The 12,360-nt window shown below is 62.3% G+C and carries 9 protein-coding genes and 2 pseudogenes; 3 read left to right on the top strand and 8 right to left on the bottom strand.

The window, feature by feature from the left end:
* Nucleotide 1 precedes the first annotated feature (1 nt).
* The 7 genes from IS481_RS08515 to IS481_RS08545 all read right to left on the bottom strand — a co-directional run bounded on the left by IS481_RS08515 (nt 2) and on the right by IS481_RS08545 (nt 8,676).
* Nucleotides 2–220, bottom strand: coding sequence for a hypothetical protein (locus tag IS481_RS08515; RefSeq protein ID WP_104359102.1), 219 nt, complete (start codon nt 218–220; stop codon nt 2–4).
* Nucleotides 217–423 carry a hypothetical protein gene (locus tag IS481_RS08520; RefSeq protein WP_104359101.1) on the bottom strand — a complete coding sequence of 69 codons (207 nt, stop codon included), beginning with the start codon at nt 421–423 and terminating at the stop codon, nt 217–219. The genes IS481_RS08515 and IS481_RS08520 overlap by 4 nt, the downstream gene beginning before the upstream one ends.
* 584 nt (nt 424–1,007) lie before the next feature.
* Nucleotides 1,008–2,741, bottom strand: coding sequence for an NUDIX hydrolase (locus IS481_RS18350; protein WP_232529507.1), 1,734 nt, complete (start codon nt 2,739–2,741; stop codon nt 1,008–1,010).
* A 319-nt stretch (nt 2,742–3,060) separates the two neighbouring features.
* Entirely contained in the window at nt 3,061–5,244 is a 2,184-nt protein-coding gene (locus tag IS481_RS08530) for a GmrSD restriction endonuclease domain-containing protein (RefSeq protein WP_104359100.1), read from the bottom strand.
* Between the two features lie 54 nt (nt 5,245–5,298).
* On the bottom strand, nt 5,299–6,171 hold the full coding sequence (locus tag IS481_RS08535; protein WP_114699348.1) for a helix-turn-helix transcriptional regulator: 873 nt from the start codon (nt 6,169–6,171) through the stop codon (nt 5,299–5,301).
* 333 nt (nt 6,172–6,504) lie between these two features.
* Nucleotides 6,505–7,470 carry an IS481 family transposase gene (locus IS481_RS08540; RefSeq protein ID WP_104359099.1) on the bottom strand — a complete coding sequence of 322 codons (966 nt, stop codon included), beginning with the start codon at nt 7,468–7,470 and terminating at the stop codon, nt 6,505–6,507.
* 58 nt (nt 7,471–7,528) lie between these two features.
* Nucleotides 7,529–8,676 (bottom strand): IS3 family transposase gene (locus tag IS481_RS08545; protein WP_194963348.1). Its coding sequence is split into 2 segments (ribosomal slippage): nt 7,529–8,391 and nt 8,391–8,676, totalling 1,149 coding nucleotides; the frame shifts between segments, so codons are not numbered across the junction.
* Nucleotides 8,677–8,702: 26 nt separating this feature from the next.
* Between IS481_RS08545 and IS481_RS08550 the strand changes: the two are divergent.
* The 3 genes and pseudogenes from IS481_RS08550 to IS481_RS08560 form a co-directional block, all read left to right on the top strand.
* A pseudogene (locus IS481_RS08550) lies at nt 8,703–9,073 on the top strand (transposase); the annotation flags it as partial.
* Nucleotides 9,074–9,211: 138 nt separating this feature from the next.
* A complete protein-coding gene (locus IS481_RS08555) occupies nt 9,212–10,507 on the top strand; it encodes an ISL3 family transposase (protein ID WP_194963286.1) in 1,296 nt (431 codons plus the stop codon).
* A gap of 17 nt (nt 10,508–10,524) precedes the next feature.
* Nucleotides 10,525–11,310: pseudogene (locus IS481_RS08560) on the top strand (IS3 family transposase); the annotation flags it as partial.
* 253 nt (nt 11,311–11,563) lie between these two features.
* On the opposite strand, the gene IS481_RS08565 reads toward IS481_RS08560, so the two are convergent.
* Nucleotides 11,564–12,358 carry an HNH endonuclease family protein gene (locus IS481_RS08565; protein WP_146079523.1) on the bottom strand — a complete coding sequence of 265 codons (795 nt, stop codon included), beginning with the start codon at nt 12,356–12,358 and terminating at the stop codon, nt 11,564–11,566.
* Nucleotides 12,359–12,360: the final 2 nt, after the last annotated feature.

Below are 12,360 nucleotides of genomic sequence, written 5' to 3' on the forward strand. Positions count from 1 at the left end.
GTCACCCCCATAAGCTCGTTGGATCGTTGGCCTCATCGCGCACCAGCACGCTGGCGGCCAAGGGCATGCCGATGCGGCAGGTGGCCCTGACGAGCGCCAGCTTGCGCGCCAGCTTGCGCCCCATCTCGAGCACGCACACCCAGTCGGGCACGTTGCTGCCGAACCGCCGCCGGTATTCAGCGTTGGCCTGAAGCCAGGACATACCCTGGGCGAAGTTCATACGGCCTCCAGCGCCTGGTTGATGGCGTCACGCAGCCGGCGCAGTTCATCGGTGCTGAACGTGCCGCTGAACTTGACCTGGCGCTCAGGGCGGCGGGCGCTGGGCACGAACGAGCTGATGACCAGGTGGTGGCCATAGGGTGTCTGACCGATGCGGACATCGAGTTGCCAGCCCTGAGACTGTTGGAAGATGGTTGTGGACATTGCTGCTCCTGTGCACCCCGCAGACCTTGGACGTCTGCTGCTTGCGGGGGAGGAGCGGCTGGACGTTTTAGCGGTTGGTAACGCCCCCGCAATAGTCATAACTCGGGCGGTCGACGGTGAGGTCGACAGGTCAAATTCTATCAGCGCGCGAAGTAGGGTGGTGGTTTCCGCCCTGACGGTATCGACGTCGCCCGTACCGTCAGGCAGAGTTGAAGCGCCGCTGGCGATACCGTCATGTCACGCAGACCACAGGGCATCGCCTCTCTGTGCGTGACAACGACATTGTGGCGAGTACTTTGACACGGGCGGACGACCAACTCATGTGTGGTCAAATGACGGTAAAGCTGACGGTTAGAGGGGGTTTGCGCCTGTGTTCAGCATCGTTCAGCACCAGATAAAAGCGTTTTTTCTGGCCGACCTGTTGACAATTGAGTGGGAGTAGCACGCGGTGGCATGGCAGGGGAGCGGCGACCATGGGCCAACGAGCCGTCTTCCCCCATCGGGCGCCCGCCAGGGCGCTTTGCCAACGATGCTCGGGAAACCGTCTCAGAGCGATTCCATATGGCATCCACCGATAAGGGCAGTCAGCTCAGCGCTTCCTGCACGGCCTTGATGATTGGTGCGTCGTTCTTGTGGGTCAGGATTTCAGGCAGCCTGTCCGCCGGGATCAGCAGGACGGCCTGGCTTTCCCAGCCCATGTCGCCGGGGTGGCCGCCGATACGGCGGGCCAGGTAATAGCGGGTGTAGCTCGTTGATCGGGGCACATCCACCAGAAAACGGGTCAGCTGCACCCGAAGACCGGCTTCTTCGTAGGCTTCCCGGATCGCTGCGGCTTGCAGGCTCGTACCGGGGGTGCAGGTGCCCTTGGGGAAGGTTGCCTCGTAACCGCCATAGGCATTGCTGGGGGCCACTGCCCAGACACGCCCGTCGTCCTCAACGATGACCACACCGGCTGCGGCTTTCTTGCCTTTGGGAAGGTTGAAGTCGGGCTCTTCAACCGGATGTTGCTCAGCCACTCGCTGCCACCCGGCACGGTCGGTTGGCGCATCATCCCAAGAGTCAAAGGGTATCGTTGCCAGTTCTGACGGCATCGGGCCGTCCGGGATGACGATGGCGATGCTCTGGGGATCCCGCCAGGTCCACAAGGCGGTGGGCGTGCTGGGGTGGGCGAGCTTGACGAGATTACCGTTGTCATCGCGGCGAGGGTGTACCGGCGGGCCGGGCTGGAAAATTTCTTCCTCGTCCTCGAGTGCGTCGTCTTCCTCCAGTTCTGCGTCCAGGGCCTCCAGCTCGCGCAGCAATTTCTCGAAGCTGGACTGCTGACTGTCCTCAACAGGCACTTCGTCGAAATCCTCCGGGTTCTCCTCTGGCTCCAGGCGATTCTCAGCTTCTTCGTCCCCTTGCATGAAGCGCCAGCGGTTCGACCAAGTGAAGTCACTGAGCGTCACATCCGGAAAGTAAACCGTGTGAGTCCCCAGGATCACACTGGCGGTGAATTCGCGCAGAGCGCTGATAAACCTGAACAGGGCCTTCAGGTCATAGGGTGGCGGGTCATTCCGCCAGTCGGCGATGATCTTTGTAACTGCCGTCGACAGGCCGGCCAGGCCTTCGCTGAGGATGCAGTGCAGGTTCTCATCGGCGTACCAGTCCGGGTCCAGCTCCAGAGTCCGGATGATGGCTTTGCCCAATCCCTGCTCGGTGCGCCAGGCTTCCAGCCCGTGGAAACGCTCGTCCGCGCCGCTGAGCACCGATGCAATGCGTTCGTTGGCGCTCAGCACATCGGAGAAGCTGGTAGGTTCATATCCGGGCAGGGCATCCAGCCCGGAATAGTACTTGGGCAGTTCCTTGCAGACGATGCGCCAGAAATAGGGGGCAAGCAGCTCCATGACCACGGACGGAGAACCCAGATAGTTGGGTTGCGTCGCTTCCTTCAGGGCAGAGACGAGGCCCGGCTCGTCGGGGCGATGGGCCTCGTCGCTGGCGTAATAGGCCAGCACGTCGACCAATGTCTCCCACGCGTCATCGAGGGTGCCGCCATAGTCGGGCCCCAGGTTGATCCTTACCCTGCGCGCAACCCCGCCATCCTCGTCCTCGTCGAATACCACCTCGTACCGCTTGATGCCCGTCCAGCTGCGGTGGATATGCAGGATGTTGTCCTCAAAGTAGAGGAACCACTTCTCGTTCTGGTCGGACGGGACGAACCCGCGCCGGAGGTTGCGCATGTGCGCGGCGTTGAAATGCAGCTTGATCTTCATGTCCTCATACGAGGCAGGCATCGGCTTGAGGTCTGGCCAATCGCTCTTGGTGGCGATGTGCATGGTTGCGGCTCCGTTGCAAAAGGGCTTCACGCCCTCATTGAATCGGCCTGCAGGGCAGTCACAACCGGCAGGCCTTTGGTTCAAGAGGACAATCCGCGTGCAGGCTTTTCCTGTTCTCGATCATGACCGGGAAGTCTCATGCCGAGGCACGGCGGAGAGGAGGGCTGTGGCAGGCGCGGCCATCGCCGAGAGGGAGAGGGCGGCGGTAAGGTCAGTGGAGTATGGTATTGGGCGTGGTACTTGGCCACTTGGCGTTGTGATGAAATGTAGATTTGTAGGGTTTTTTAAGTGCTGACGATCGAGTGGGGGCGATAGCTGATCAATCCGATTCCGCTGGAACATCATCTTCTTCCTCCGCGCCCTCTAGCGACACAACGCGCAGGTACTCGGCGCGCACTTCATTTAGTGGCCGGCCCCCGCTTGGATCAAGTCGCCAGAAGTCCCAGCCATTTGTTGGCTTCTGGCGAATGTGCACGGCGGCGCTAGAAGGGCTTTCAAAAACTTTCCCTTCCACGTCGATTCGCCCGTTCGAAAGGATCCTGCCAGAGCGGCCCCCATACTTTCCGGGTTGGGAATAAAGAACTTGACCCGGCGCAAGCAGGCCTGCAGCGATCAGGTCGGCAATCTCCACCGTGATGGAAGTGTCTAGCTGCTCGTGCTCGATCTTGACCCTATGATCCGGCGGGACTGGCCAGATGGCGAGAATAGTATCGAACATCTGCTTCGTGCGTGTGTCGATACCGGCCTCATCCCATTGCTTCGATGCGTACTCCTTCAGCAGTTTGCTGTTCAGAAGAACCACATCCTTCTCCTGAAGGTGTCTAGCTTTGCCGGCAGCCCCCAACCACGGGCCGTTGGACACCGTGCTGTTCAGCTTCTTCGTCAGCAGGGTCAGGTTGCCGAGCCGATGGATGTGTGCGTCGCGGTCCGCCTCGGATCCACCGGGTGGCAGCGGCCAGTGTTTGTTCCAGGCCTGAGGCATCAGGTGTTCGATCGCATAACTCTCACGTCGGATGCGCATGCCGGCTGCCGACACCTGTCCGGGAATCCAGCCGCGCCAATGGTCTTCGATGGCCTCGAGCACCATGCGCAGGCGTGCCCTGCTTAGCTTCCGGTAGACGGGCGACGTCTCCAGTTCACGGCGTACCTCTTCGTCGTCGGGCCAATAGGCCACTTCGGACCGCTGTGAGGAGAAGAACCGCCGTACTGTTTCATCCATCTGATCGATGGGTGCATTGCGGATGACGGAGACAACTTCCGCCATGATCTTGTTGTAGGACTTCGCCGTTGCGCGGATCAGCATGCGGCGCGTCAGCCAACTCTCGAGTACGTCCAGAGTCGTGTCGATTTGTTTCTGAGGCAGCGGGCCCGACTTATGGTCCAGCAGCGCGAGCAAAACAGGCTTGATGACCTCGCTTTCCAGCGCCTTGACGCGATAGACAAACAGCCCGACGCGGTCGAGGGGGCCGTCCAGCACCTGGGCCTTTTCGGTGAACTCCCGATAGATCGTCGCGGCCCGGTGGATCTCTTTCAGGAGGTCGAGCATCGGGTGACCAGACTGGTGGTCGGCGTATTCCTTGAAGCGGGAGAAGACTTCGCGAGCAACCACTTCTTCACCCGTCCGGGCGACCAGCCAATGGTTCAGGAACACCGATGATCGAGGGATCCTGACGCGGCCGACGTTGACTTCTTCCTCCCAGAAAGCCGTTTCGAACTGCGCCCAGTACTTGTTGTACGCCTCTTCGACATTGGCTTTTTGCTCATGCAGACGCTGGAAGACGAAATTCTTGATCAGGTCGGCTGCAGTGAGGACGGCACCACGCGCATTAAGTGTTTCGAAAATCTCTTGGGCATTCTCCTGTGCAGAGAGATCGATGACAACAATCTGCAGAAGCTCGCGAGCACTGCGTTCGATGGCTTCTGCACGCGCAGCGATTTTGTCGGGGCCCTCGGCATGGAGCCAGGCGCGGCACTGCTGTGAGAAGTACTGGTGAGCCTTGACAATGCGGGAAGCGCGATATTCGAGCTTCTGATAATCGACGGGTGCGGATGCCCCCATCACCTCGTAGAACGCCGGGCGGTCGCGGTTGGTAGGCCAAACCTTGAAGCGATCTTCCTGGTTGCGACAGAACGCTTCATCGTTGGCGATGAGAAACTTCAGACGCGCGGCCTGCGTTGTGGCGCCAGCCGTGGCTATTTCGGTGTGGATAGCGTCAAGCAGAAGCTGCAGAGTCGTCAGTCGCTGTTGTCCGTCGATGACTGTGCGCTGCTGAAGATCGCTCGTGGAGCTGGGAAGTTGTTGCAGGACGATGGCACCGAGGAAATGTGGTGCTCGTGCTGTATTCGGTGACTGCAGCTGGCGGGTAGCAACGCGCACCAGGTCCTTCCAAAGAGGCTCCCATTGCAGCTCCTCGTTCCAGACGTATGGCCGCTGGAAGAGTGGAATAAGCAGCCGCTGAGGCTGCATGAAGATGGTTTGTGGAGTTCGGACTTGGGTATCCATAGGGATCGGGCTCTAGGAGACGGTGAGTTCGGGATAGGAAGCTTCTTCTGCTCGTCAATGTGGAGATGGCGATTGCCCGGTCACACAGACCACCTCCTTGTTCAGGAGCACGATCTGGTCCGCCACTTTCCGGGTGGACGGGTCAGTGTCCAGCCCGAGACGCTTGAGCGCGTAGTAGAGCAGGGCCTTGCGGACGGTGATGCTGGCCTTGCCTCCCCGCATCCCATAGTCGAGCGCCACCACCTTCTTCTGCGCGTCGGACAGGCCCGGGTGCGGACCGATTTTCAGCGTGACGTGTGTGTGCCAGTCGGCATCCTGGCTGGGGTCCGCGTCACTGGGGCGGCTGTCCCGGATGCCGAGGATGCGCGCCAGTAGGAAGTCCTTGAAGCAGCCGTCGGTGAAGCAGTACGCCCGGGCATGCCAGCGGAAGCCGTCGTAGGCAATGGCGTGCGGTGCGATCCAGCGCCAGCGTGGGGCCGGGCTGGAAAGCGACTGGTATTCGATTTCGATGGCCCGTTTGCTGTGAATGGCCTGGAGCACGGTGCGCAGGTGGCCGGCATCGATGCCCCGAGCGGGGTTGCGCACCGTATCGAAGGCCGGCATCTGGCCGATCCAAGTTTCCTCCTGCGTGACGATGCCGTCGGAGATCGACCGCAGCTGGGACAGGTAGCTGGCCGGGTCCGGTTTCAGAAACAGGGGCTCGAAGCGGTCGCCCCGGACGTAGGTGCGGGCGCTCTTGTCGTAGCGCATGTTGTCCGGCGCCATGCCGAGGTAGCGGTTCAGGTCGGTGGATGCCTGGTTGATCGAGATCCCGAAGGCGGCCATCAGGTCGCCGCGGTTGACATGGCCTTCCCAGAAGAGCCGGAACTCGATGAACTCGAGTCGGCGCTCAATGCCCCATCGAACGCTGCCTTGCGTTGTCCCCACCCTTGCGCCCCAGTATCATGACCCACATCGGAATTGTATTCGACCAGTTTCTGGTTGGTTTGTAAAGGGAGGATGGGTGCGGCGGGGGCCATCGCTGCGAGGGAGAGGGCGGTGGTGCGGTCAGCGGCTCATGGCATTTGGTGCTTTTCGCTGTGGTGACGCATTGATCTGCATGCGATTGAAGCTCCCATTGATGAATGATCCCACGTCCGGCAGAGCCCGGCAGGCACCAGACACACCCTCAGCCCGCGTCAAAGCGGGCTTGGGTGTGCGTTCGACTTGGCAGGACTGGCAGCCTGGGGTATGGCCAAGCACGAATTTTTCATGGCATCGCTACTTGTCGGGTCCCGGATGATTCCTAACCTGTTTTGAGAACAGATGCGGATGGGAGCGGCGCCATCGTTTCATGGCCTGGAGGGGCGTGAGGTGTTCTAGAGCCTTCTGGGGCAGGTGCTCGTTGTACAGCCACACGTAGCGGTGCAGCGTGGTGGCCAGGTCCTGGGCGCTGTTGAAGTGGTGCGAGCGCAGCACCTGCTCAAGCCGCCCGTTGAATCGCTCGACCATGCCGTTGGTCTGCGGCGACTTCGGCCGGGTCAAGCGATGCTCGATGCCCAGGGCTTCACACAGGGCGTCGAACGCATGCTGCCCCGAGGCGTCCTTGGCTTTGGAGCCGAACTGGCGGTCGGTGAACTCCTTGCCGTTGTCGGTGAGCAGGGTGTGTACACGAAACGGCGCGGCCTTGTGCAGCGCGTTGAGGAAGGCTTTGGCTGCCGCCGCCGTCTTGTGGCTCTTGATGGCGATGAACACCCAGCGTGTGGCCCGGTCGATGGCCACGAACACATAGCGCCGGGCCGTCTCGTCGGCCATCTGCGGCAGGTACTTCACGTCCAGGTGCACATAGCCCGGCTCGTAGGCCTTGAAGGGCTTGGGCGAGCGCGCAGGGACCTCCGGGGTCGGCAGGCGCGAATGGCCTCGTCGGCGCAGCAGGCGGTCCAGCGCCGAGCGGCTCATGCCAGGTTCGATGAACTCGCGCACCACCGCCAGCAGATCGTCCAGCGACAGCCGCAGTTGCGTGCGCAGGTAGATTACCAGCTCCTCCTGGGCGGCATTGAGTGTGGTCTGCAACCGGTGCGGGGTGTGGCTGGCGTCATGCACGCTGTCGCGCTTGCGCCAGCGCCGGATCGTCTGGCGGCTCACGCCGTATTGGCGAGCCAGCTCGTACTCACTGGCCGAGGACTGTTGGATGGCCGCGCGCACGGCCGGCGTGGTGGTGGCGTTCTTGTGCAAGGTGATCAGCATGCTACCCCTCCCCGGACGGATGATCCTGCCATCACGGCCCGCAGCGTAAGCTTCCCCGTCAAGCAGGCATTTCAAAAGTAGAACTTCCGGCGACGCGTTGGCGGTACTCGGCCGGGGTCAGATCGCCGAGCGAATCGTGGGGACGCTCCTCGTTGTACTCGAGCATCCACCAGTACGCGGCCTCGCGCACGTCGTCGAGGCGGGTGAACAGGTGCTGGTCCAGGACCTCCTCGCGGAAGGTCCGATTGAAGCGTTCGATGTAGGCGTTCTGGTTGGGCTTGCCGGGCTGGATGTACCGGATGGCCATGCCGTTGAGCTTGGCCCACTGCACGAAGGCCTCGCCCAGGAACTCCGGGCCGTTGTCGGTACGCAGGACCTGCGGCAGGCCGTGGTCGCGCTTGAGCTGCTCGAAGATGCGGACCAGGCGCGTGGACGAGATCGAGGTGTCGACCTCGATGTGCAGCGCCTCGCGGTTGAAGTCGTCGACCACGTTGAAGGTCCGGAAGCGGCGGCCACACGCCAGCGCGTCGGCCATGAAATCCGCTGACCAGACGGCATCGGGCAGCAGGGGAACGTAGAGCGGTACGCGTTCGCGCTTGGGCAGCCGCTGCTTGGCCTTGCGGCGCAGATTGAGCTTCATCGCCTTGTACACTCGGTAGATTCGCTTGTGGTTCCAGTCCGGACGCGCACGGCGCAGGACCTTGCAACACTTCCAGAAGCCGCGGCTCGGGCGATTCTCGACCACCTCGGCCAGGGCCGCGATGATCTCGGCATCCCGTACCGTCCAGTGCACCGGCGGCTGGTACCACGCTGCCCGCGACAACCCAACGCAATCACAGGACCGGCTCAGGGGCCGCGTGCGCACCTCGACCAGGTACCGCACGGCCTCGCGCTTCTGCTCCGGCCCTACAGTTTTTTTGCGATCAGATCCTTCATCGCGGCGTTGTCGAGCGCCAGCTCGGCGTACATCCGCTTGAGCCTGGCGTTCTCCGCTTCCAGGTCCTTGACACGCCGCAGCTCGGAGGCCTCCAGGCCGCCGTACTTCGACTTCCACTTGTAGTAGGTCGGAACGCTGATGCCGGCCTGCCGGCAGATGTCCTTGACCGGCACGCCGGCGTCGGCCTGCTTGAGGATCGAGACGATCTGGGTCTCGGTGAAACGGGACTTCTTGAATCGCCCCGTGTTTCGTAGACACCTTGCAGCCATAATCCACGGCAGCAGCAGGAGTGTCCATGAGCAGCAAGCGGTACACGGAAGAGTTCAAGGTTGAAGCGGTCAGGCAGGTGACGGACCGCGGCCACTCGGTGGCAGAGGTGGCCGATCGGCTGGGGGTGTCGATCCACAGCCTCTACACGTGGCGGAAGCAGTACGGTCGGTCCGGGCCCGAGCGGGCAGCGACGGCGGACCAGGCGGACGAGTTGCGCCGGCTCAAGTCGGAGCTTCGCCGGGTCACGGAGGAGCGCGACATTCTAAAAAAAGCCGCGGCGTACTTTGCCAAGCAGTCCGGGTGAAGTACGCCTTCATGCGCGACCACGAACGGGAGTTCCGGGTGCGCAGCATGTGCCGGGTGTTGGGCGTGCACCCCAGCGGCTACTACGCCTGGCGTCGGCTCTTCGTCATTTCGTGTGGAACCCAACAGTCACAATGACTCCTGGTCGTCGAGCCCGGTGGGCATGTGTGCAGGCCGCTGGCCGGCCTGTGCACATGTCCACGAGGCGTGTTTGATCAGGAGGATGAGTCCATGGGCATTGCCGTAGAAGCTCTGTTCACCAGCGCGCTGGGCTTGCAGCCGCCGTGGGTCGTCGATGACGTCAGGCTCGACACCGCTAAGCGGCGTATCGACTTCGAGATCGGCTGCCACACCAGCAGGCTCGCCTGCCCGGCATGCGGTGCGGCCACGCAACCGGTGCACGACCGGCTGCGCCGATCCTGGCGGCACCTGGACTTCTTCCAGTTCGAGGCCTGGCTGCACTGCGACGTGCCGCGCGTGGCCTGCGGTGCCTGCGGCAAGACCACGCAGGTGGCCGTGCCCTGGGCGCGTCCGGGCTCGGGCTTCACCGCGGCGTTCGAAGCGCTGGCGCTGACCTTGTGCCTGGACCTGCCGGTGCGCCAGGCCGCCGAGTTGCTGCGCTGCAAGGACAAGCGGCTGTGGCGGCGCATCGAGTTCTACGTCGCGCAGGCGCGTGCGCTGGAAGACTTCGCCGGCGTGCGCACGGTGGGCATCGACGAGACCAGCCTGCGGCGCGGGCAGCACTACATCACCGTCGTGCACGACCTGGATCGCAAGCGGCTGCTGTTCGCCACCGAGGGGCGCGAGCACCGCACGGTGGTGGAGTTCGCCGAGGATCTGAAGGCCCATGGCGGCGATCCCGCCCAGGTGCGGCACGTGTGCATGGACATGAGCGCAGCCTACGCCAAGGGCGTGGCGCTGGCGCTGCCCGAGGCGCAGATCAGCTACGACCGCTTTCACGTCGTCTCGATGGCCATCGAGACGATGGACCAGGTGCGCCGCGCGGAGATGGCCACCGACGCGCAGGCGGTGCGAGCCGCGCTGGGCACTGGCCAGCGTAAGACGCTCAGGCAGCTGCTGTGGGGCATGCGGCGCAACCCCAGCACCTGGAGCGCCCGCCAGCTCCAGGCGATGCACTGGCTGCAGCGCTCGACGCTCAAGAGCGCGCGGGCGTGGCGGCTGAAGATGGCGCTGCGCGAGGTGTACGCGCGGGCCACAGCGCACAACAGCATCGAACAGGCCGCTTCCGATCTCGGGGCCTGGCTGAGCTGGGCGCGGCGCTGCCGGCTCGAGCCGTTCAAGAAGCTGGCCGCCACGCTCAAGGAGCGGTTCGACGCGGTGGTGCGCGGCATGGTCGATCACCGCAGCAACGCCTTCGTCGAGGCGATGAACGGGCTGCTGCAACAGGCCAAGCGCGCCGCACGCGGCTTCAGGACGAGCCAGAACTTCATCGCCATCGCCTACCTACGCATGTCCAAGCTCAAGCACCTGCCGGCCAGCCCATTCGCGCCGGCGATGCCCCAGTGACAGCGTTGCTTTCCACACGAAACGACATGGAGCCCTGGCGTCGGGCGCCGCTGTCGGCACGGGCCAAGGACGATCGGCGCGTACTGGGCCTGATCAAGCAGTCCTGGCTGGAGAGCGGGAGCGTGTACGGCTACCGCAAGGTTGCCCGCGACTTGCGTGATCTGGGCGAACGCTGCGGCAAGCACCGGGTGGCCCGGCTGATGCGTGGCGAAGGCTTGCGGGCGCAAGTTGGTTATCGCCGCCGACCCGGCATGCGCGGAGGCAAGCCGGCCGTGGTCGCAGACAACCATCTGGCACGGCAGTTCGACCCCGTAGCCGCCAATCGTGCCTGGGTCACCGACATCACCTACATCCGCACCCACGAAGGCTGGCTGTACCTGGCGGCGGTCATGGACCTGTTCTCCCGGAAGATCGTCGGCTGGGCGATGGGATCGACCCTGCACACCGACCTGGTGCTGCAGGCGTTGATGATGGCGGTGTGGCGCCGCAAGCCGCCCGCCGGACTGCTCATTCACTCCGATCAGGGAACGCAATACACCGGCCACGATTGGCAGGATTTCCTGACAGCCCACGGCCTGGTCAGCAGCATGAGCCGCCGCGGCAACTGCCATGACAACGCGGTCGCCGAAAGCTTCTTCCAGCTCCTCAAGCGCGAGCGCATCAGGCGCCGGATCTACGCCACCCGGGACGAGGCCAAGGCCGACGTCTTCAACTACATCGAGATGTTCTACAACACCCGCAGGCAGCACGGACACAACGATGGCCTGCCTCCGGTAGAGTTCGAAAAGCGGCAATCAATTTGAGGCTTCGGGGTGTCTACAGAAGCCGGGGCGATTCATCTTCATGGAACCTCCTGGCTGGGGAAAACATGCCAGAAAGTTCTACTTATGGGGTGTCTGCGGATCGGGGAAGCTTACGGTAGTCCAGGCTGCAACCGAGAAAGAGAAAGCTGAAGCTGGTGTAGAGGCGTTCAAAAGTTTCGGAATGGGACGATCGTAGTAATCTTGCCGTCGTCGCCATAGGTATTGGCGTATTTGGCTTTCTCCAAGAATGAAATCATGTCCCTGTGAGAATGGCTTCAACCCAGTCCAGATGGCGGTGAAGTTTAAGGTAGAATCGTGCCGCTGTGCTGAAGGGAGCTGTCGGCGCGAGTCGCGCGGCAATACGATTCCGAATGATAGTTCTTTCCGGGGCTCCCGCGGGCAAAGCTTCGTGGGCTCTTACGTCGTCTTCCGTCGCGATGCGCAATTGCTCACGCTTTGAATTCAACTCCGGGTGGTCGAGGTTCAGAAGGATTTTGCTCTGTTCGACTCGTTGTCGGGCAACAGTGTCCCGTTCAAAAGCCGGGTTCAAAACCGGGCGCCCGTCGGCTTGGAAAGCCAACAACTCACAATCTGCGGCATTGCATGGGTCGAGAATTACCGGCCTTTCGATGCGCAGTTTGTTTTTTCCCTTGGCGCGAAGTCCGGGAGGGAGAAGAGGAAATCTATCCCCTTTGCCCCCTGCGCAGCCATGAAGCGGGTTATGTTCAGGACTGTTCGCCCAAGGACACGCGATTCGGTAGTTCTCGGCGTCATAAGCCAGCCACCAGTAATCACAAACCGGGCGATAGTGATCGACCGCCAACGGTGCGCCAAACAGTTCGACTTCTGTATACCAGCATTTCCTACCGACTATCGATACGGCGAGATCCTTAAACCCCCTCCAGTTACGGGATCCGTTTCTTTTGATGTGCGCTTTTCTAGTTTCCGGCTCCATCTTGGCGGACTTTTTGTGCGCCTCTCGTAGCCGCTTATTCACTTCCTTGCCGTCATCGCTGGTGAGCAGGATGTTGAGATCGATGTGCCTCATGG

Origin of the sequence: Caldimonas thermodepolymerans (assembly GCF_015476235.1) — a bacterium.
In the GTDB taxonomy this organism is placed as follows: domain Bacteria; phylum Pseudomonadota; class Gammaproteobacteria; order Burkholderiales; family Burkholderiaceae_C; genus Caldimonas; species Caldimonas thermodepolymerans.

Coding starts and splice junctions, on each gene's coding strand:
- IS481_RS08515 (WP_104359102.1), bottom strand. CDS start 220: ATGAACTTCGCCCAGGGTATGTCCTGGCTTCAGGCCAACGCTGAATAC.
- IS481_RS08520 (WP_104359101.1), bottom strand. CDS start 423: ATGTCCACAACCATCTTCCAACAGTCTCAGGGCTGGCAACTCGATGTC.
- IS481_RS18350 (WP_232529507.1), bottom strand. CDS start 2,741: ATGCACATCGCCACCAAGAGCGATTGGCCAGACCTCAAGCCGATGCCT.
- IS481_RS08530 (WP_104359100.1), bottom strand. CDS start 5,244: ATGGATACCCAAGTCCGAACTCCACAAACCATCTTCATGCAGCCTCAG.
- IS481_RS08540 (WP_104359099.1), bottom strand. CDS start 7,470: ATGCTGATCACCTTGCACAAGAACGCCACCACCACGCCGGCCGTGCGC.
- IS481_RS08555 (WP_194963286.1), top strand. CDS start 9,212: ATGGGCATTGCCGTAGAAGCTCTGTTCACCAGCGCGCTGGGCTTGCAG.
- IS481_RS08565 (WP_146079523.1), bottom strand. CDS start 12,358: ATGAGGCACATCGATCTCAACATCCTGCTCACCAGCGATGACGGCAAG.